The 21917-nt window shown below is 35.1% G+C and carries 19 protein-coding genes; 15 read left to right on the top strand and 4 right to left on the bottom strand.

Going from position 1 to position 21917, the window contains the following annotated elements:
* Positions 1–134: 134 nt before the first annotated feature.
* Genes KUA55_RS12785 through KUA55_RS12775 form a run of 3 tightly spaced genes read left to right on the top strand, consistent with a single transcriptional unit; the run spans position 135 to position 7572 of the window.
* A complete protein-coding gene (locus KUA55_RS12785) occupies positions 135–1271 on the top strand; it encodes an exonuclease SbcCD subunit D (RefSeq protein ID WP_218326771.1) in 1137 nt (378 codons plus the stop codon).
* On the top strand, positions 1271–4399 hold the full coding sequence (locus KUA55_RS12780) for an AAA family ATPase (protein ID WP_218326770.1): 3129 nt from the start codon (positions 1271–1273) through the stop codon (positions 4397–4399). Before KUA55_RS12785 ends, KUA55_RS12780 begins: the two co-directional genes overlap by 1 nt.
* The gene (locus KUA55_RS12775) at positions 4396–7572 is read left to right on the top strand and encodes a DEAD/DEAH box helicase (RefSeq protein ID WP_218326769.1); all 3177 of its coding nucleotides are present in this window, start codon (positions 4396–4398) and stop codon (positions 7570–7572) included. Before KUA55_RS12780 ends, KUA55_RS12775 begins: the two co-directional genes overlap by 4 nt.
* 12 nt (positions 7573–7584) lie before the next feature.
* Here the strand turns inward: KUA55_RS12775 and KUA55_RS12770 are convergent, their stop codons facing one another.
* Positions 7585–8298 (bottom strand): HAD family hydrolase, encoded by a 714-nt coding sequence (locus tag KUA55_RS12770; RefSeq protein ID WP_218326768.1) that lies wholly within the window; start codon positions 8296–8298, stop codon positions 7585–7587.
* A gap of 761 nt (positions 8299–9059) precedes the next feature.
* On the opposite strand from KUA55_RS12770, the gene spxA reads away from it, so the two are divergent.
* From spxA to pepF, 4 genes are all read left to right on the top strand, one after another.
* Complete coding sequence (gene spxA, locus KUA55_RS12765; protein WP_218326767.1) at positions 9060–9458, top strand: transcriptional regulator SpxA; 399 nt, start codon at positions 9060–9062, stop codon at positions 9456–9458.
* A gap of 154 nt (positions 9459–9612) precedes the next feature.
* Positions 9613–10257 (top strand): adaptor protein MecA, encoded by a 645-nt coding sequence (locus tag KUA55_RS12760; RefSeq protein ID WP_218326766.1) that lies wholly within the window; start codon positions 9613–9615, stop codon positions 10255–10257.
* 63 nt (positions 10258–10320) lie between these two features.
* Positions 10321–11316 carry a competence protein CoiA gene (locus KUA55_RS12755; protein ID WP_218326765.1) on the top strand — a complete coding sequence of 332 codons (996 nt, stop codon included), beginning with the start codon at positions 10321–10323 and terminating at the stop codon, positions 11314–11316.
* A gap of 63 nt (positions 11317–11379) precedes the next feature.
* A complete protein-coding gene (gene pepF / locus KUA55_RS12750) occupies positions 11380–13200 on the top strand; it encodes an oligoendopeptidase F (protein WP_218326764.1) in 1821 nt (606 codons plus the stop codon).
* Between the two features lie 42 nt (positions 13201–13242).
* On the opposite strand, the gene KUA55_RS12745 is transcribed toward pepF, so the two are convergent.
* Together KUA55_RS12745 and KUA55_RS12740 are read right to left on the bottom strand one after the other, a co-directional pair.
* Complete coding sequence (locus KUA55_RS12745) at positions 13243–13884, bottom strand: DsbA family protein (RefSeq protein ID WP_218326763.1); 642 nt, start codon at positions 13882–13884, stop codon at positions 13243–13245.
* A gap of 23 nt (positions 13885–13907) precedes the next feature.
* On the bottom strand, positions 13908–14495 hold the full coding sequence (locus KUA55_RS12740) for a CYTH domain-containing protein (protein WP_246601520.1): 588 nt from the start codon (positions 14493–14495) through the stop codon (positions 13908–13910).
* Positions 14496–14710: 215 nt separating this feature from the next.
* Here KUA55_RS12740 and yjbM point away from each other — a divergent pair, with 215 nt between their 5' ends.
* The 5 genes from yjbM to KUA55_RS12715 are packed head-to-tail and all read left to right on the top strand — an operon-like array spanning position 14711 to position 18908.
* Entirely contained in the window at positions 14711–15355 is a 645-nt protein-coding gene (gene yjbM, locus KUA55_RS12735) for a GTP diphosphokinase (protein WP_218326762.1), read from the top strand.
* 2 nt (positions 15356–15357) lie between these two features.
* Positions 15358–16155, top strand: a complete 798-nt coding sequence (locus KUA55_RS12730; RefSeq protein WP_218326945.1) for an NAD kinase — start codon at positions 15358–15360, stop codon at positions 16153–16155.
* Between the two features lie 2 nt (positions 16156–16157).
* Positions 16158–17051: an RluA family pseudouridine synthase gene (locus tag KUA55_RS12725; RefSeq protein ID WP_218326761.1), complete on the top strand. Its 894-nt coding sequence runs from the start codon at positions 16158–16160 to the stop codon at positions 17049–17051.
* Between the two features lie 10 nt (positions 17052–17061).
* Positions 17062–18429 carry a magnesium transporter gene (gene mgtE, locus KUA55_RS12720; protein ID WP_218326760.1) on the top strand — a complete coding sequence of 456 codons (1368 nt, stop codon included), beginning with the start codon at positions 17062–17064 and terminating at the stop codon, positions 18427–18429.
* 29 nt (positions 18430–18458) lie between these two features.
* A complete protein-coding gene (locus KUA55_RS12715; protein ID WP_218326759.1) occupies positions 18459–18908 on the top strand; it encodes an NUDIX hydrolase in 450 nt (149 codons plus the stop codon).
* Positions 18909–18930: 22 nt separating this feature from the next.
* On the opposite strand, the gene KUA55_RS12710 is transcribed toward KUA55_RS12715, so the two are convergent.
* Positions 18931–19566, bottom strand: coding sequence for a copper homeostasis protein CutC (locus KUA55_RS12710; protein ID WP_218326758.1), 636 nt, complete (start codon positions 19564–19566; stop codon positions 18931–18933).
* 69 nt (positions 19567–19635) lie between these two features.
* Between KUA55_RS12710 and KUA55_RS12705 the strand changes: the two genes are divergently transcribed.
* From KUA55_RS12705 to KUA55_RS12695, 3 genes are all read left to right on the top strand, one after another.
* Positions 19636–20463 (top strand): methyltransferase domain-containing protein, encoded by an 828-nt coding sequence (locus KUA55_RS12705; RefSeq protein WP_218326757.1) that lies wholly within the window; start codon positions 19636–19638, stop codon positions 20461–20463.
* 212 nt (positions 20464–20675) lie between these two features.
* Positions 20676–21182: a tRNA (uridine(34)/cytosine(34)/5-carboxymethylaminomethyluridine(34)-2'-O)-methyltransferase TrmL gene (trmL, locus tag KUA55_RS12700; protein ID WP_218326756.1), complete on the top strand. Its 507-nt coding sequence runs from the start codon at positions 20676–20678 to the stop codon at positions 21180–21182.
* 50 nt (positions 21183–21232) lie between these two features.
* Positions 21233–21889, top strand: a complete 657-nt coding sequence (locus tag KUA55_RS12695) for a histidine phosphatase family protein (protein WP_218326755.1) — start codon at positions 21233–21235, stop codon at positions 21887–21889.
* Positions 21890–21917: the final 28 nt, after the last annotated feature.

Here is a 21917-nt window from a genome sequence, read left to right as displayed (position 1 = left end):
CTTTACTTCTTAATGTTAACGTATTTTTCATGAAATAAAAAGATGATTTTCAGGATTGATGGAGCATAAAAGGTAAATAAACACTAATTCTGTTATAATAGTGGGAAGGACTATTTTTAGAAAAAGGTGATGACGTGAAGTTTTTACATACCGCAGATTGGCATTTAGGGAAAAAATTGCATGGTTATGATTTGTATGACCAGCAAAAAGACATTTTACAAAAAATAGTTGCCCTAGCTTTGTCAGAAAAAGTGGATGCTGTGGTGATTGCGGGTGATATTTATGATCGTTCGATTCCGCCAGAAACCAGTGTAACATTATATAATCAAGTGATTGCTGAAATTAATTTAGAGGCAAAATTGCCGGTGTTAGTCATTTCTGGGAACCATGATAGTGGCACGCGTTTAGGTGCAGGGTCTATCTGGTTTAGCCAGACTCAATATGAATTAAAAACTAGGTTAGCTGAAAGCTTTGAACCAATTACGATTGATCAAACAGATTTTTATTTGTTGCCATATTTTGAACCAGTAGATGCACGAATTTATTTTGAAGATGAATCCATTCGATCGATTCATGATGCAATGCCAAAAGTGATAGAAAAAATTGTAGACAGCTTTGATCCAACAAAGAAACATATTTTGGTTAGTCATTTTTTCGTGACAGGTGCTAGTAAGACAGATTCGGAAACAAAAATAGAAGTGGGCGGCTTAGACGGTATCGATGGTCATCTATTGGCTCCATTTGATTATGTAGCATTAGGACATTTGCATCATAAAAATGCTTTGCAATTACCAAATGCTCGTTATAGTGGCTCGCCATTAAAGTATTCTTTATCGGAAAAAGATCAGGCAAAAGGTGTTTTTATTGTAGATACTAGCGACAAAGTAAGCTTTGAGTTTAAAACTTTGGCACCGTTATACGAAGTTGTTGAAATAATTGGTAGCTTTTCAGAATTAACAGATCCAAAATTTTACCAATCAATTAAACGGGATGATTATTTATCGATATTATTGACAGATCGTGCCATCATTCCTAATGTAATGAACCAATTAAAAGAAATTTATCCTCATATCTTACAAATAGAACGAGCTACTGGACGAGAAAATAGCGTAAAAAATCAAAAAAAAGCCGCTCGCATAAAAAGCAAAGGACCGCAAGAATTAGTCATGGACTTTTTTATTGAGGTGACAGAAGAAAATCTTTCAGCTAAACAAATTGAATGGATTCAAGCGGAATTATCACAAGCCTTGAAAGAAGGAGGCGAAAAATAATGGTACCTAAAGAACTAAAGATGGAAAATTTTGGCCCCTTTTTAAATGAAACCGTTGATTTTGAAAAACTACAATCGTCGCCACTTTTCTTGATCAGTGGGAAAACGGGTGCTGGAAAGACTACTATTTTTGATGCTATCACTTTCGCTTTGTTCGGTGATCCGTCGGGGGATTTGCGCAGTGCTGAAGAAATCCGGTCTATCTTTGCCAAAAGTACCGACTTAACAAGAGTGGTATTTACTTTTGTCCATCATGGTAGAACTTATCAAATTGAACGTCAGCCGAAACAGACGATCGCCAAAAAAAACGGCAAGGGAAATACGATTAAAAATCAAAAAGTGCAATTAACGATTTTTGATGAAAATAATCGAGAAATTGAGAGTTATCAAAAAATTGATCGTGTGCGGGAGTTCTTAAGTCAACTATTACATTTGGAAAAAGAACAATTTCGCCAAATTGTGATGCTACCCCAAGGAGAATTTCGCAACTTTTTAATGGCCAATAGTACCGAAAAAGAGTCTTTATTAAGAAATATTTTTGGAACCGGTTTTTATCGCCATTTTACCGAAAAATTGAAACAAAAAAGACAGGCTTATGATCAAGAAGTTGCAGAAACAATGGTACTGATTGATCAATTATTTGAACAAATAGAAAGTGAAAAAGGCTTAAGTTATCAAGAATCATTGGATAATACTCATCTGTATTTAACTATTGAAAAGAAAAAATTGTCTGACCAAGAAAATAGTTTTACTAGATTGCAAAAAGAAGTAACTGAAAAACAAATGATTTTTAATGAAGCTCAACAGTTGGCGGCTTATTTTAAAGAGTACCACCAAACGAAAGTCGTTTTAGCAGAACAAGACCAAGAATTACCTGAAATTGCAGCAATAAAAGAACAGTTAGTCATCGCTGAAACAATTGAAAAAATCCAACCTTTCATGGATGAAGAAATCAAGCAGCAAAGTATCTTAAAAGGTCTTCGAGAAGAATTTATTAATAATACTAATGAAATTGAAAAAATAGAAACTCAACAAGCTACATGGGAAACAACAGAAGCAACTTTACAGTTGGAAACTGAAGGATGGAAAGAGCGCCAACAACAACTTCAACGATTAGAAAATATCTTACCGTTATTAGAACAGCAACACACATTGCAAACGGAGCAATCAGAGCTGCTAACTAAACAACAGTCAAAAGCAGATGAATTGGAAAAATTTAAGCTTGAACGCCAGCAACGACAAGAAAAAATCGCTAATCTAAAAGAAAAATTACGCTCTGAAAAAGAATTTCAAGAACGTCGTTATCAAGAAGTACAATTTCAGACAATCTGTACTGATTTAACTAGAAAACGACAGCGTGAATTTGAGCTACAAGAGTTAGAAGAAGATCAGCAAATCGAATTAGCAAAACTAATCGAAAAGACTTCTCGCTTAAGTAATCAAATGACTAGCGCAACTGCTGAATTTCAACAGATTCAGCATCGTTGGGCGAGCTTAGAAATTGCTCGTTTAAGCATGCAACTGATTCCAGGTGAAGCTTGTCCTGTTTGTGGCTCTCCAGAACATCCTAATCCAGCAAAACATGCAGAAATTTCTCTAATTGAGCTACAAGCATTGCAAATTGAAATGGAAGAAAAAGAAGCCGTTTTAAAAAATTTGCAGATTGAAAAAGAAAAAACACAGGCTGTTTTTGAGAATCAACGGGTCAGCTTTAAAAAACTACAAGCTGAACGTCAGCAAATTCAAGAAGAGCTACTTGAAGAAGAGACAGACTTCTTGAAGGAATTAACTGGTTTTTATCAAATCTCTATTTCTCAAGTTGAGATGGAAGATTTTCTTGCCAAAAAAATAACCGAAACCACTACACAATTGGCAGAGCTGAAAAAAATAGCTGAAGAAGTGGCTGAATTAAGTTTTACTGAAAAAGATTTAGAGTTGCAGGAGCAAACTTTGGTTAATCAATTAGCAGAAATAACAGCTGCTTTACAACTTTTAGAAGGTCGCTTGGCAGTTTTAAATGAACAAACTGATGATTGGCAACTAGAAGAGCTCATAGAAAAAATTACCATAGAAAAACAAGCTGTTTCAGGATATTTAAGTAAGATTGAAATTCATCAGAAAATGGGTCAAGAATTAAAAACGCAGGTTACCTTATTAACAGAACGAAAAAAACAACTAGACCAATCAATTACTAATCAAGAAATACAACTTGCTGAAAAAACAGCAATAGTGAATGATGGTTTAAGACAAGCCGATCTGACGCGAGAAGCATTTAATTCATTGATAGAAAAAAATTATGTTGCTGCCGATTTGAAGGCACGGATACAAGACTTCGAAAATCGTCGTTTGATTTTACAAGATCGAATAAAAGTTTTGAGCAATCGCTTAAAAAATCAAAGAGAACCTGAACTAGAAATTTTAGCGGCAGCTTTAAAAACTATACAAGATAGACTAGAAGAAGCCCGTAAAATATATTATCAATTAGAAAATCACATCCGGCAACAACAACAGCTAGTTGATAAAATTGAAATTTTGCATGCTGAAAGTCAACAGCAATTAAGTGAACAACAAGAAATTTCACAACTTTTTAATGTCATGAATGGGGACAATCCTAAAAAAATTGGATTGGAACGATACGTGTTAAAATGGTATTTATATGAAGTTTTAGCTAAGGCCAATCAGCAGTTTACGTTGTTGACTAACAATCGTTATCAGTTTGAATTAAATGAAACTGTTGGAAGTTATAAGGGTAGTACGGGTTTAGAAATCAATGTTTATGATGATCATGCCGGTCAAGTCCGTAGCGCGCAAACTTTATCAGGTGGTGAGAGCTTTATCGCTGCTTTATCGTTAGCATTGGGATTGGCAGAAGTAATCCAAAATCAAGCCGGTGGTGTTGTTATTGAAACACTCTTCATCGATGAAGGTTTTGGTTCACTAGATGAAGAGGCTTTGGAGATGGCCATGACAGCCTTAGAAAGTATTGATAATAAAGGTCGTATGATTGGTATTATCAGTCATGTTAAAGAATTAAAAGAGCGTATCCCACAACAAATTATTGTGAAAACGAATGGTTCTGGTCAAAGCAAAATAACTTATCAGTTAGAAGAAAGAAGTGAAGTCAGATGAGATGGAGTATACCAGAAAAAGTAATCGATCGTGGACGAACTTATTTAAAAGAGGGTCGGGTGCTATCTGTCGTAGCGGATACTGCCAATCGGGTCTGGCATGCAGAAGTTTTAGGTAGCGAATTATACTTAGTAGATCTAGATGGCAGTGGTAAAGAAAATGATATTTGTGAATGTCCTTATTGGGAGGAACACAGTTATTGTAAACACACGGTAGCTGTTGAACTTTATCTACGGGAAAAAAATATGTCGCGTGTGATTACACCGCAAACTCCTCAGGTTCAGACAGTCCAACAAACTGTTTCTTTTGCCGATTTATTGAATCAAGGCTTTACTCGACTTGAAAAAAATGAAGAGCAAGTGGAACCATTGACGATTGAATTTGTGGTTGAGGCAATTCCTACCAATCCGTATCATACCGAATTGGACTTATTAGCTGTTTCCTTAAAAATTAGTAATGATCCGAATGGGCGCAGTTATATTGTAAAAAATATCTATGATTTTTTACACGCATATCAAACGGAAACGACATACACTGTAAATAAACAATATCGTTTTCAAATAGAAGCTGGGGCATTTAATCCCGGCTGCCGTGATATTATTGAAGATTTAGTTGGTGTCAGTGAAACTTATCAATTGCTAGGAAAAAGTGGCTTACAAGTAAAAGGAAAACTGGATAAGCGCTTCTTGTTATTGCCTGTTCACCGTTTGCAGAGTTTGTTAAAAGCCATGGAGGCAACTGATAACTTAACAGTTAAGATTGGCGAAAAAACGTATCATCAATTGTCCGAAGCACAAGAATTACCTTTGCTATTCAAATTGGATAAAGTAGAGAATCATTATGAGTTGACGATTGAAGATCGAATGACCAATTATTATAGTAATTATTTCTTAGGCTTTAAAGATGACCAATACTATTTATTGAGTCATGCACAACAAGATACGTATTTAACATTGAAGCAATTAATGAAACGTTTAAAAGAACCTGTGATTACCTATGAACAAAGACAATTATCTCATTTATTCACAGATGTTTTACCGCATCTAAGAAGAATTGGTCAAGTAATTATCGCACCAGAAGTTTCGGCAGTAATGAAGGAAGAACCTTTGCGGGCAGTAGTTATTTTTCGACGGATTAAAGGAATGATTAAAGCAGAAGCAGAATTTCATTATGGCAATGCTTATTTTTCAACCAATGAAGAGCATCAAGGGAAAATTCCAAATAACGTTGAAATTCTCCGAGATCGTAAAAGAGAAGGCGAAATTTTGGCTTTATTTAACCAGTTCCGTTATACAAAAATTGATACAGGTTTTGAAAAAAAAATCCCAACAAAAGAAAATTTGTATTACTTCTTTAAAATTGAGATTGAAGCATTTCGACGTTTGGCAGAAGTGAAGATGGGCAAAAAATTACGCCAATTATTTTTAGATGGCGATGAGTATCAGCCAACAATCGAGGTTGATCAAGGCGGCACATGGCTAGATATTCATTTTGATATTAGTGGGATTAATAATAGTGAAATTGATCAAGTGTTAGACAGTTTACTGAGAAATGATCGCTTTTATACTTTGGAAAATGGCGAAATTATCAGTTTTGATTCAGAAGCTTTTCAAGAAACAAGTGCGATGATTGGTGACTTACGGGAAAGAATCAATGCAGAAAATGGCGTTATTCGCTTACCTAAAAGCCAAGGGATTGTGCTAGAGGAAAAATTAAGAAACAATCCCCAAGCGCAATTTAGCGAGAGTTTTAAAAAAATGGTTCAAGATTTAACCCATCCTGAAGATTATCCGGTAGAAATACCGCAAGAACTTGAAGCGACGTTGCGTCCTTACCAAGTAACTGGTTTTAAATGGCTGACTATGCTGAGTGATTATGGCTTAGGCGGTATTTTAGCTGATGAAATGGGTTTAGGTAAAACAATCCAAGTTATTACTTTCTTGTTAGCAAAAAAAGAAAGTGAAGCAATTAAGACGGTTATAGTTGCACCAGCAAGTTTAGTTTATAACTGGCAAGCAGAAATCAAAAAGTTTGCGCCAACTTTAAGTGTTGTAGTGGTTTCAGGCAATCGGACTGAACGAGAGCAGCAGTTAGCAGAAACGGTGGATATTGTTGTCACTTCTTATGCTAGCTTGCGCCAAGATCTTGATTTACATCAGGCTCAAAACTATCAATATTTGATTTTAGATGAAGCCCAAATGGTTAAAAATGCCAGCACAAAAACATCATTAGCTTTACGGCAATTAAAAATTCCTCATCGTTTTGCTTTAAGTGGGACGCCGATTGAGAATAATTTGGAAGAGTTGTGGTCATTATTTTCAATTGTGATGCCAGGGTTTTTCCCAACGATTGGGCATTTCCGCCAGCTACAAGTTAGTGAGATTGCCAAAATGATTCAACCCTTTGTTTTACGCCGTGATAAAGCGACAGTACTGCAAGATTTACCAGAAAGAATCGAATCAAATGTTTTAAGTGTCTTAACAGAAGAACAAAAAACGGTGTATTTAGCTTATCTACGGAGAATGAAACAAGAAGTTGATCAGATGGATTCGGCCACCTTCCGTAAGCAAAGAATTAGCATTTTAGCTGGTCTGACTCGTTTACGCCAGATTTGTGATGACCCGCGTTTATTTATGGAAGATTACCAAGGAGGCTCTGGTAAACTTGACCAAGTCAAAGAGTTAATCCAACAAGCCAAAGAAAATGGTCGGCGAGTATTATTGTTCTCACAATTTACTGGAATGCTTTCTTTAATGGAAGAGGAATTCGCTGAAATTGGGATTAGTAGTTTCTATTTACGAGGCAGCACTAAAGTTAAAGATCGGCTTGATATGGTGGATGCTTTTAACGCTGGTGAGAAAGATGTCTTTTTGATTTCTTTAAAGGCTGGTGGAACAGGTTTGAATCTTACTGGTGCTGATACAGTTATTCTATATGATTTATGGTGGAATCCTGCAGTGGAAGAACAGGCTGCCGGTCGAGCTCATCGTATCGGTCAAAAGAAAGTCGTCGAGGTTTGGCGGATGATTGCTGAAGGGACGATTGAGGAACGGATGAATCAATTACAACAAGAAAAACGTGAGCTGTTCCAAAAAGTTATTCAAGGAAATGAAGAACAAGTTAGCAAGTTAACTGAAGATGATATTCGCATGATTTTAAGTTTCGGCGAATAAAAAAAGGCCTCGCTAAAAATTTAGCGAGGTAATTTTTTTAGACATGTCAGAAAAGGTGTTGATCTCCAAATCAAAAAATGGTAGTTGGTCCTTTGTCAGTTTCCTGTTCTGGTGATTAAACCACCAAACTTTGAAGCCAGCATTTTTTGCACCAATCACGTCATTTTCATAACTATCACCGATATAGAGAATATTATCAGCTGGGAGTTGCAATTGTTTAGCAGCTAAACTAAAAATTAATTCATCAGGTTTTGAACTACCAACTGCCCCAGAAATAAAAATAGCTTCTGGAGAAATAAATTCAGTTACTTGTAAAGAATCAATTTTTTTCTGTTGATGTTCTTTTGGTCCGTTGGTAATGATACCAAGTGGGATTTTTTTTTCGTGTAGAAAGGATAAAGCAGATTTGATTTCTGGATCTAGCTTAATAGCTCTTAGCTCTTTTTCATAATTGTTTTGAAAAGTTTTTGCTAATTCTGGATTGATATCTTTGAAGTCTAAATCATTCAAAGCTGCGGTTATTCGTTCTTCTCGCATTTTTTCTAAAGACCAAATACCTGTGACACTTTTCTCAAAGTGTAGATCACTGTGATAACGAAAGCGGATAAATAATTTCGGTACGGTATTTATGTCAAAAGACGGAAAAGTTTTCATGATTGCATTTTTAAAAGGTTCGACTTGTTGGTAAAGAGTATCATCAACATCAAAAACGAGCGCGTTTATCATATTTTGCCTCCTTCATTTAGTAATAAAACTAGTATATCAGAAAAGAAAAGAGATCGATTAAAAAGTCAAATATTAAAAAAAAAAGAATGCTCTTGTTATATTAAAAAATTGCTGAACAAAGAAAAAAAACATCAAAAAACTTCAATCAAAAAAATTGAGCCTTTTTAAAATAATGATTGATAACAAAAAAAGTGGAACAATAGTATGATGAAAAAAAATCACATTTTTTGTTAAAAGTTTCCATTATTCTTAAAAAACATCATATTTACTTTTAACCTGAAGAGCACAAATAAACTCTAAATAGAACAGATATTCTCCCATAGATTAAATTTAAAATAACTAAATGTTAGTTATGAATATAAGAATAAAAAAACTGCTATCAGCAAAATTGTAAATAAATTCATCTATTCATCAACCTAGAAGGCGATTTCAACCAATGATGAAGAACATAATAAATTATTCTTTTTATTAAAATAGTAACTAGAAATAAATATTTTATAATAAAAGTATAACAGTTTTTAATCCTGTTCAATAATACAGGAAAATGATAAAAAATTAATTCGAAATAATTCACATATTTCAAATCCGCGCGGTCAATGGCATAAGAAAAGATGGAAAATTAAATAACACTAATATTTACTAAAAAAATGTACTCCTCCTCTTTTTTTTGTTACGTTTTTTATGTATAATAGTAAACAGATAGAAGCAAATGGCCTTCTGTTATAAAATTAACATTGGTCAAGAAAAGGAGTGATACATGTATGTTGACACTATATACTTCCCCTAGCTGCACATCATGTCGGAAAGCACGTGCTTGGTTACAAGAACATGAGATTCCTTACGTTGAACGGAACATTTTTTCTGAACCCTTGAATATCGACGAATTAAAGGATATTTTGCAAATGACTGAAGATGGAACTGAGGAGATCATATCAACTCGTTCAAAAGTATTCCAAAAGTTGAACATGAATTTAGATGATTTATCATTAAAAGAATTATTAGATTTAGTAAGAGAAAATCCAGGACTTTTACGTCGACCAATTATGATCGATGAAAAACGTCTACAAGTTGGATTTAATGAAGACGAAATTCGTCGTTTCTTACCAAGAGTTGTTCGTCAATACGAATTACGCCAAGCACAATTAATGGCGGGATTATAATTAATTAAAGTTTAAAGACTAAACTAGCCGGTCCAGATTGGATTTTCGGCTAGTTTTTTAATTTTTTCATCATAAAGTAAACGTGCTTTCTTTACATTTTGTTGGAATCAGTTACAATAAGGTTATATATCTAAATGAAATGAGGTGTGTTTAGATGGAGATGGAGCACATCAATGAAAATACCATTCGAGTCTTGATTGGTAATGAAGATCTAGCAGATCGTGGCATTACTTTTTTAGATTTGTTAGGTAACCATCGTGAAATTGAATCATTCTTTTATTCCATTTTAGAAGAAGTGGATGTAGAAGACGAGTTTAAAAGCAGTGAGGCAGTAACATTTCAAGTGTTACCGAAAAAAGACGGGCTTGAATTATTCATTAGCAAAAACATGTCTCAAGAAGAATTTAACAAAGCTGCGGATGCCTTGGAGTTAGAGTCAGGTGATTTTGATCAATTGATGCAACAACAGATTTTGTCTTCAACTAAAAGTTATGGCGGAAAAGATGATGTAGAACGCGTCAGAGTATTTGCTTTAGATAGTTTTGAAAATTTGATTGAGTTAGCCAACTATCATTTCTTAGATGATGCATGGTGTGATTTATATCAATTTAACGGACAGTACTATTTATTAGTGTTCTTTGATCCGGAATATTTCGGTGATTTTGCAGTGACCGACATTATTTCTGAAGTTTTAGAATATACCCATAGCACGACTGTTTCTCCAGAAGTTCTTGATGAATACGGAAAAATGTTGATGCGGCAAGATGCCATTGAAACAACGCGAAACTATTTTAAATAATTATTGAAAGATGATCTTTTTGGATCATCTTTTTTTTGCGTATCTTTTTTAAGGGTGATAAAAATGCTCTTTGGTTTTGATGAAAATAAAAAGCTTGTTAAAGCATCGACTACACAAAAAGAGCGGACCATCTATTGTCCAGATTGTGGTGAAAGATTAATTTGTAAAGTAGGTATGATAAAAATTCCACATTTTTCTCATTTAAAAAATAGTCAATGTTGTAGTTTTTCAGAAGGAGAATCAGCGGAACATTTAGCGTACAAAGAAGGTTTTCAAAAATGGGGAAGGATTTTTGAGGAAGATTGGGAAATGGAAGCTATTTTGCCAGAAATTCCTCAGCGTCCAGATTTACTATCACAAAAATTAGTGATTGAAGTCCAGTGTTCACCTTTAAAAATAAGTCGTTTAGTAGAAAGAATTGCCGGTTATCATAAATATCAATACGAGGATTGGTGGCTTTTGGGTCCGAAGTTGACTCCGGAGAAAAAACTGACGCAATTACAAAAGGCTTTTTGCAGCTTTTCATCTGACAAGGGTTTGCATCTGTGGCTAGTGAATCAGCAAGGTGTTTTTTTATATTATTTTTTACGAGAAATCAATGGTGCACTGTTTGCTGATCGTCATCAGTGGATGCCATACTCTGTTTCTTTAAAAGAAATCTATCAGACAAGTTTTCAAAATCAACAACCGCTGATCCATCTGCGAAAAACAGATGCATCCAACTGGAAAAAACGATTGAATCAGCAATTGATAAAGAAAGATCCTTATATTTTACGTTTGCAAAAATATTTTTATCAAGCAAAGACACACTTATTATACTTACCAGAATGGTTTTATTGGCCTAGTTGGTATTTTATCTTTTATCAAGCAGATATATTGTTGTTTCGTTATTTAGTACAAGAAATTAGTGAGTATTCGATTGTGATGGAAGTATTTAAAAAATACTTACTTGATGAAAAAATTCTTTGGGGATTCCCTAGAATTAAACAACAGGAGATTTTGGATAAATTGTGGCAAGAAAGTATTTTTTTACTGAAAAAAAGCGAGAAATCTATTTAGAAACCATCTTTTAAAAAAATATGGTAAGATGAATCAACTAGAAGTAAAAGGAGTGTGCAATTCATGAATCAAGCAAAACAATTACCGACTAGAACGGAAGTACCTGAGGCGTTAACTTGGGACTTAACCCAGATTTTTCCCAGTGAACAGTCTTTCGAAACAGCTTTTGAATCATTAGCTAGCGAATTAAAAAATGCTGATCAAGTAAAGGGAACTTTAAAGATAAGTGCAGAAAAATTTCTTGCCGGAATAGAATATATTTTAGATATTTATCGTAAGGCCGAAGTTATTTATGTTTATGCACATTTAAAAAATGACCAAGATACTGCAAATACAACTTATCAAGGTTTATATGCCCGCGCATCAAGCTTAATTGCTCAAACTAGTGAAGCAGTTAGTTGGTTTGAACCTGAGGTCTTGTCTTTATCAGATGAAACGATCTGGGATTACTTTGAACAAGAACCTAAATTGGCAGTATATCGTCATTTTGTAGAACAAATCTTAGCTGAAAGAGCCCATATTTTGCCGGCAGAGCAAGAAGCATTATTAGCCGGTGCTAGTGAGATTTTTGGCAGTGCATCAGATACTTTTAGTATTATGAACAATGCAGATTTGAAATTTCCGATTGTTAAAGATGAAAATGGTGATGAGGTTCAATTAACTCATGGTATTTATGGACAACTGATGGAGAGTACTAATCGAAATGTCCGCAAAGCTGCTTTTGAGGCACTATATGAAGTCTATCATCAATTTAGAAATACTTTTGCCCAAACTCTTAGCTCACATGTCAAAGGACATAATTACAAAGCTAAAGTTCGTGGTTATAAGTCTGCTAGAGAAGCAGCCTTAGCAAGTAATCATATTCCAGAAAATGTTTATGATACCTTGATTTTAGTTGTTAACCAATATTTACCATTATTGCATCGTTATGTTGAGCTACGTAAAGAATTATTAAGTGTATCACAATTGCATATGTATGATATGTACACACCTTTACTTGCTGAAGCGCCGGTTAAATTCACATATGAAGAAGCCAAAGCGAAAACCTTGATTGCTTTACAGCCTCTTGGTGAGGAATATTTAGCGATTGTTGAAGAAGCTTTTGAAAATCGTTGGATTGATGTGGTAGAAAATCAAGGAAAACGCAGTGGCGCATATTCATCGGGTGCATATGATACCAATCCATATATTCTATTAAATTGGCATGATCAATTGAATGAGTTATTTACTTTGGTGCATGAAATGGGACATAGTGTGCACAGCTACTTTACACGTCACAATCAACCTTATGTGTATGGTGACTATTCAATTTTCTTAGCAGAAATTGCCTCGACAACGAATGAAAACATTTTAACGAGCCATTTATTGGAAACCGAAAAAGATCCAAAAGTGCGGGCGTATATTTTAAACCATTATTTGGATGGATTTAAAGGGACAATTTTCCGTCAAACACAATTTGCGGAGTTTGAGCATTTTATTCACACTGAAGATGCTGCTGGCAAACCTTTAACGAGTGAACATTTGAGTACGTATTATGGAGAACTAAATAAAAAGTATTACGGTTCTGTAATTGAAGATGATCCGGAAATTAAAGATGAATGGGCAAGGATTCCACATTTTTACTATAATTATTACGTTTATCAATATGCAACAGGTTTTTCTGCAGCTAGCGCCTTAGCGAAAAAAATTGTGGCAGAAGATAAGTCAGCTTTAGAAGCTTATTTAAATTATTTAAAAGCTGGTAGCAGTGATTATCCGATTGAAGTGATGAAAAAAGCTGGTGTTGATATGACTAAACCGGAATATATTGAAGATGCGATGGAAGTTTTTGCGAATCGTTTAGATGAACTGGAAACTTTAGTAGCAGAAATTAAAGGGCAATAAAAAAATAGGCTACCTAAAATTAATTTTAGGCAGCCTATTTTTTTATAGTAAAGATAAATGTTCATTGCTGGCTTTTTGATAAACTTGCCCGCAATGTGATTCAAATAATTGTCTTAAATTTTTAGTGCTTTCACATTGATCCATTAATAATTCTAGCTCTTCGCATCCTTGTGCTTTGACGCCAATTTCCATCTCACCAGAACAATTAAAGATGACTGCTGATGGGTGTGATTGAATAGCCATCTCTTGTGCCAATTGTTGATCTAACAGAAAAGCTTCTTTTACAAAACTTGATTGACGATCTTCTAAAAACATTTCCAAATCACCAGAAGTTCCTTGAAAGATATCTAAGACGAGTTCTTCAGAATAATTTTTTTTCTTTTGACCAATTTCTTCTTGAATCTTTAATAAAAAATCTCGACCACATTTTTTTCCTTGCATTTGTGCAGCTTTTACATCAATAGCTGTTTGATACATTATATTTGTGAGTTGATTTCTTAAGTTAAGGTCGTTCTGATTGCCTTCAAGGCTATCTATGTAATTTGTGACAGTTGTTAAATTTATCAAGGGCACTAAACGTAATTGAAATTTAACTTCACTGCGCTTGATAATACTTAAGAGTCTTTGTTCAATTTTTCGACATTTTATACCGATGGGGTTAACAAACAAAAAAACTTCCAGCAACGTGTAGCCTCCTCATGATTTTTTTAGTTCGAAATACTCTGAGCTGAAATAGCACGGAGTATTTTATTTTTGGCAGGTTGAAAATAGATACCTGCTTCCTTTAATAATGTTAAAAATTCTGCTTCGCTAGTCTGACTATCTTGGACTTCCAGTTCTAATTCAAAATCATGAAGACCTGCATACCAACTTTCATCAAGTGCCAATTTGCCAACAGCAATCGTTTGCTCAATCCGTTTAGTCGTTAGGATTGCCAATAGTTGCAAATTATTCACTATAACACCATTTTTTTGCAGTTGTTCCTGGATTGCAGGTGTATTTTTAGGAAAAGCACCTGTTTCTTCAGCATTTTTAGCTTCAATTAAAGTAAGTTTGTCAGTAACCTCCAATAAGCCCACATTTTGTGGGATTTTCAAGGTTGCTTCAGCAGCATTTTGAAAATAGCGCACTCGTAAGCCACAATGTTGATTCTTTAAGTCAGAAGCTGCTGTATCAAAATATAGATTGGTTTGAGTGAAAGCAGCAACATTTTCTAAACCAAATTTATTTATAGCTAATTGATATTCAGCTTCAGTTAACATTGTTTTGTATTCAATCTCTAATTCCTGCGCCAAAAAAAATGCTCCTCTATATACAATCTGCAGGGTAAAAATCTCCCTAAGGTATATTGACACATAACCTTTAGTCGCGTCAAATGTTAAGTAATTATTCCATAAAAATGTAAATAAACTGTAACAATTAAAGATTTATCAGAAAGTGGAAGTTAATTTTGCATTGATTAAGTTTGTGATAATATAGGATAGAATGGAAAAAGAAGCGAGGGATTTGCATGGATAGAGACTGGGAAGCATTTCTTGCCCCTTATGAACTTGCCGTAGCAGAATTGAAAATTAAATTAAGAGGTCTGCGTAAACAATATCGTGAAAAAGAAGACCATGTACCAATTGAGTTTGTGACTGGTCGAGTAAAGCCAGCTGAAAGTATTTTAAATAAAGCCAAATTACGAGCCATCCCACTGGAACGCCTAGAAGAAGAAATGTCTGACATTGCTGGTTTGAGAATCATGTGCCAATTTGTTGAGGATATTCATCAAGTAGTCGAAGTTTTGCGGAGTCGTAAAGACATGAAAATTGTCCAAGAACGAGATTATATTACGAATCGTAAAGCAAGTGGCTATCGCTCGTATCATTTAGTGATCGAATATCCGGTGCAGATGTTAGAAGGCGAAAAAATCATTTTAGCAGAAATACAAATTAGAACATTGGCAATGAATTTCTGGGCAACAATCGAGCATTCTATGAATTATAAATATCAAGGTGAAATTCCTGATGAAATTAGTGATCGTTTGTTTCGTGCAGCTGAGGCAGCCTATCAATTAGACGAAGAAATGTCTAGTATCAGAGATGAGATTCAAGAAGCGCAACATGTCTTTTCTTATCGTAAATATCGAGAAAAAGGGAGTGACGAAAAATGAGTTTGCGGATTGGAATCATTCATAACAACGAGGCAGATTCACTAAGAGTTTTTCGTGATTTAAAACCTTTATTGAAAAAAAAAGGCGGGATTGAAATTGTCGAGCGTGATCCTGAATTAGTCATCTCAATTGGTGGAGATGGGACATTACTTTCAGCTTTTCATCGTTATAGTCATCAATTGGATCGCATTCGTTTTTTAGGAGTCCATACTGGCCATTTAGGTTTTTATACTGATTGGCGGGATTATGAATTACCAGAATTGGTAGATTCATTATGTAATGACAATAAGAACAGCGTAAATTATCCTTTATTAGATGTGATTGTTAATTTTTCAGATGGAAAGAGTCAACATTTTCTAGCATTAAATGAATCAACAATTCGAAAAGGCACTCGCACGATGGTTTGCGATGTTTATATTAAAGATGAACTATTCGAACGTTTTCGTGGAGATGGGCTAGCCATGTCGACACCAACTGGTTCAACGGCCCACAATAAAAGTGTCGGCGGTGCTGTTGTACATCCGAGTATTAATGCCATGCAATTAGCTGAGATCGCTTCATTAAATAATCGTGTCTTTAGAACATTGGGTTCACCAAGTATTTTAGGACCAGATGACTGGGTGGAAATCAAAGTAAAAAGTGCGGGTCAGCATTTAGTAACGATTGATCAACTAGATATTAGTGGTCAAGATATCGCTTCGATTCAGTATCGGATTGCGACAGAAAAAATTCAATTTGCGGCTTATCGCCACATGCATTTTTGGCGGCGTGTGAAAGAGGCCTTTATTCGTGAGGACTAACTTTGAAATTTGAATGGACTTATCAAGATGATGCATCAGTATTACTACGTACTTTTTTAAAAAAACAAGGGATCTCAAAAAAATTATTAGCAAAAATTAAATTTCAAGGCGGCGAAATTTACGTGAATCAGTCAATCGAAAACGTCTTGTATTCTTTAAAACCTTTTGATAAGGTAGCAGTTGTGATTCCTAACGAACTGCCCCATGAGACCTTGTTATTAGATGAAACGCCAATCGAGATTGTTTTTGAAGATGAACATCTTTTGATTGTTAACAAGCCCGCTAACGTGGCGTCGATTCCGGCGCAGTATCATCCTAATGGAACAATGGCTAATCGGGTAAAGGCTTATTATGTGCAACAAAATTATCCCGATCAAGTTGTCCATGTAGTCACTCGTTTAGATCGTGATACAACTGGGTTGATGTTATTTGCAAAGCATGGTTTTGCCCATGCGAAATTAGATCAAGCGTTACAAAACAAAACGTTGATCAAAAAATATCAAGCTTTAGTTAGTGGCAAAATAAATCATTTGAAGGATCATGAGATGATTGATTGCCCCATTGGACGTGACCTGTCTTCTTTATTGAAAAGGCAAGTAATTGAAAATGGACAAACTGCCTTAACAGAATATTGGTTAGAAAAGAAAAATGCAATTGTGGCATTAGTAGATATCCAATTACATACAGGAAGAACACACCAGATTCGCGTGCATTTTAGCGAGTTAGGTTGTCCGTTGCTAGGTGATGAACTCTATCACGGTAATCTTGATATGGGTATCAAACGTCAAGCATTGCATTGCTATTATTTAGCTTTTACCCATCCTTTTAGCAATGAAGAGCTAACTTTTAAATTACCCTTGCCATTAGACATGGGAGAAGTCGTAGAAAAGATTTGAGGTGAGTATAATGGATGAAAATCAAGAAGAACTTGAACAACATTTCCAACAGCTTAGAACTGAGTTACATCAAAATCAGTTACAGGATTTCCGTGAGCATTTTTTAGATTTACATGTTTATGATCAAGGGCAGTTTTATCAAGGTTTATCAGCTGACGAACGTCATTTGGTTTATGCTTATCTGTCTCCTGACGAGTTGGCTGACATGTTTGACGTGATTGAAGAAGACGATGAACATGTGGAAGAATATTTAACTGAGATGCGTCCACGATATGCCGCTGAAATGTTATCTCAAATGTACACCGATAATGCGGTGGATTTGCTAAATGAATTAGACAAAAAGTTGGTGCCCCAATTTTTAAGCTATATGGATAGTGAACATGCCAACGAGATTCGTGAATTATTACATTACGAAGATGAAACAGCCGGTTCATTAATGACGACAGAGTATGTCTCTATCGTAGCGAATCAAACGATGCGCTCCGCAATGTATGTCTTGAAATCTGAGGCTGAATTGGCAGAAACCATTTATTATACTTATGTAGTAAATAATGATAATCAATTAGTCGGAGTTATTTCTTTAAGAGATTTAATTATTAATGATGAAGATGCGATGGTAGCAGACGTCATGAGTGAGCGGGTAATTTCCGTTCACGTCGGTGATGATCAAGAAGATGTGGCGCAGACTTTTCGGGATTATGACTTTCTTGCCTTACCAGTTACAGACTATGAAGATCATTTATTAGGAATCGTGACAGTTGATGATATTATTGATGTCATTGATGATGAAGCAGCCAGTGATTACTCTGGTTTGGCGGGGGTTAACGTTGATGAAATCAGCGAAAATCCTTTAAAAGCTGCTTCAAGACGATTGCCTTGGCTGATTACTTTACTATTTTTAGGGATGACGACAGCAACTTTAATTAATCACTATGAAGCTTTGGTTAGTAAAGCGAGTATTTTAGCAGTATTTATTTCTTTGATTACCGGAACGGCCGGAAATGCTGGTACCCAATCTTTAGCAGTAGCCGTTAGAAGGTTAGCGATCTCTGATGATGAAGATAAAAGTTTTGGGCAATTAATTCTCAGTGAAATTTTAACAGGTTTGGTAACAGGTTTAGTGACGGGTGTTACTATTTTTGTTATTGTGGGTATTTGGAAGAGTAATTTTATTTTAGGGTTTGTCATTGGTACGGCTATGATGGCAGCGATAACTGTTGCCAATTTAGCAGGAAGTTTTATTCCGATGTTGATGGAAAAATTAGGTTTTGATCCAGCAGTAGCTTCTGGTCCATTTATTACGACTTTGAGCGATTTGACCAGCGTGCTGATTTATTTTAATATTGCTAGTATGTTTATGGATCGCTTTATTAATTAACTTCAAAAAAGAAAACACGGGTGAATGAAATGAAAAAAGCCTATGGAATTATTATTCGAAATGGATTAATTTTATTAGTGCGAACACCGGGGATACCCATCTGGGATCTACCAGGCGGTGTGTTACCGGAAAAAATCGGTGAACGAGAAGGTTTGCAACAAATTATTTATGAAAATCTTGATTTTGAAGCAAAGGTTAAAGAGCTGATTGGCATTTATACGAAGGAATATTCTGATGATATTACTTACATTTATAAAGTAGAAGAAGCAAAATATCAAAGTAAAATGGATTCTGATGTATATAGTGCCTATAGTTTTTTTGATATTGATAGTCTACCGCTAAATTTATACGGAGATCGCCGTAAGCAGATAAAAGATTTTCAAACTGGTCGTTATCCGATTCGTTTGCGTTTTAAGAAGAATAAATGGATTCATAGGGTTGAATCCTTTATCAAAGAAAAGAAGCCAAAACAACTTTGATAATGGTTGTTTTGGCTTCTTTTTAAAATGTCACAATCTTCGTTCCATGAGCTTCTTTTACGCCGAGAAATTCGGTAATTTTATCAATATTATTTGCATTAATTCCGCCTCCTGGCAAAATAATGATACGACCATCTGCGTAATTAACTAATTCCTTTAAGTACGGCAGACATTCATCAATTGTCTGAGTCGCTGGACCTCCGTGAGTTAAAATCCGGTCAATCCCTAATTGTACAAACCAATCAATTGTTTTCAGCTGTTCTTCATGACTTAATTCATCGAAAGCCATATGAAAAGTTGTTTGTAATCCGCTACTGTTGCCTAAAATCATTTCAACGGCTTCCTCATCAACTTCATTTTCTGCAGTTAGACAGCCAAATACGATGCCATCTACACCAGCATTTTTTGCATGAATTAAATCATTTTCAATAATCTTAAGTTCAAGATCATTATAAACAAAATTGCCGCCACGGGGGCGAATCATGGTCATAATCGGTACGTGTTTTTCACTAGCATAAGCCATTGCTTCTTCAATTACACCCAGGCTTGGTGTTGTTCCACCGACAGCTAGGTTATCACAAAGTTCAATCCGACTAGCGCCAGCAGCGATTGCTTTTGGTAAATCGGTAAAGTTTTCGGCACAAAATTCTTTAATCATTTTCCTACCTCCCTCAGATAGTGTAACATAGGAGTCAACAGATTAAGGATTAGAAATTGAGGAATAAAAATGTTGAAAAAAATTGATCTTGCTGAGAAATTTCTGAAGGAACATGGTGGCTATTTCCGCTGTCCAAAATGTCACCATCAGATGTCAGCTGTTGAAAAAAGTTTGATTTGTAAAAATAATCATCGTTTTGATCTAGCTAAAAAGGGCACTCTTTATTTTTTAGATCATCAAATTAAAACGGAATACCAAAAAGAGATGTTTGTCCCGCGAGGTAAAATGATTGCTTCTGGAATGTATCAACCTGTAATTAATCAAATCAGTGAATGGCAAAAAGGCGACAATATCTTAGATGTCGGCTGTGGTGAAGGAAGTTTTTTAAATCAATTGTCTCAGTTAAAAGAGATTCCGACGAAAATTGGCTTTGATATTTCTAAAGAGGGTATTTATTTAGCCACCAATCAACTAATAAAGGCTTTTTGGTGTGTCGCTGATTTAACCAATTTACCTTTTAGTGATGATTCTTTTACGACCATCTTAAATATATTTTCACCTTCACAATATAGTGAATTTCGGCGGGTATTAAAAAAAGGTGGGCAAGTTTTAAAAGTCGTCCCACAAGAGAACTATCTGAAAGAGTTGCGGGAAAAAGTCTTCCCTGATGGTAAACCCTATTCCAATCAAGCAGTGATTGAACGCTTCAAAGAAGAAATGTCTGATGTTAGACAGCGTCGTGTCACTTATGAATTTGACATTCCAGATAAATTACAATTAGATTTTCTAGAAATGTCACCTTTGGAATGGCAGGCGACAGCAGAAATAAAAGCCCAGTTAATCGCCAATCCACTGAAAAAAATTACGATTGATGTAGAGATCTTAGAAGGTTATTAGAGATAGCGTTTTCAGCAAAACTTTGTTGGTTTTCAGGGTTGATTTTCTTACTTCATGGTGGTATAGTACAAACAAGTTGTTTTTCATTGGTTTTTATCAGGTTCCTGTTCTGATAAAAGATAGTGAAAAGTGCTTCACTAACGTAGCAGCTCGCCGTGCAAGACACCGAGTTGATACGTTCTTTTTTTTGTCTAAATCAAGGAGGCCATCAAATGACAAATCATATCGTACTTTTTGAACCACAAATTCCAGCCAATACCGGCAACATTGCTCGTACTTGTGCTGCTACTAATTCACCCTTACATTTAATTGAACCCTTGGGATTTTCAACTGATGATAAACATTTAAAACGTGCAGGCTTAGATTATTGGCATGAGGTAAACATTACCTATCATGAAAATTTAGCGGCTTTTTTAACTTATGTGGGAGAAAATCCTTTGCATTTGATTACTAAATTTGCCAATCAAGTATATTCTGAAGTCAACTACCAAGATGAAAGAGATCATTATTTCATGTTTGGTAAAGAAACAACTGGCTTACCTGAGACTTTCATGCGTGAAAACGAAGAGAAATGCCTACGTATTCCTATGAATGACCAGCATGTGCGTTCGTTAAACTTATCCAACACGGTGGCGTTAGTTGTTTATGAAGCGTTAAGACAACAAAATTTTCCAGCTTTAGAGTTACAACATCATTATGAGCATGATAAATTAGATTAAAGTTTTTAATCTCATATTTGTCTTGAAACTATTTAAACTAGGAGGATTTCATGAAATTATATTTTACTCGTCATGGTAAAACACAATGGAATCAAGAAAAAAGATTTCAAGGAATGATGGGGGATTCTCCATTATTACCAGAAAGCTTTGCGGCGATTGAAGCTTTAGGAAAAACTTTAAAAGACATTCCTTTTGAAAAAATATATACCAGTAGTCAAAAACGTGCTTATTTGACCGCTGAAGGAATTAGCCAACATTTAGAACAACCTGTGCCGATTGTCAAAACCGATGATTTACGAGAATTAGGGTTAGGTAGTTTAGAAGGACAATTAATTGAAGAAATGCGGGAAAAATACCCAACTGACTTAGATAATCTACGACATCATTTGGAAAACTATCATCCGGAAGCTTTTGGTGGCGAACCGATTGAAGATATGTTGGCTCGAGTAGATGGGCTAGTTGGTGAAGCTGTTTTAGAAGCTAAAGAAGGTCCGCTATTATTTGTTGGTCATGGTGCAGCTTTAACCGCAGCTATTCAATCGTTAACGGGCAAACCTTTGTCTCAATTAAGGGAACAGGGTGGTTTGTTTAACAACAGTCTAACAGTTTTAGAAACTGATCATTTTGAACCGCCTTATAAAATGGTAAAATGGAATGATGTTAGTTTTCTAGCAGGTGTTAATCAGCAAATTGATGCAATGTTATAATTTTTAATAGTAGCTATATTTTTACGGG

The organism is Enterococcus alishanensis, from assembly GCF_019218635.1.
GTDB lineage: Bacteria > Bacillota > Bacilli > Lactobacillales > Enterococcaceae > Enterococcus_A > Enterococcus_A alishanensis.
The sequence above is the reverse complement of the archived record's forward strand: the minus strand, read 5'-3'. Positions and strand labels throughout refer to the sequence as shown.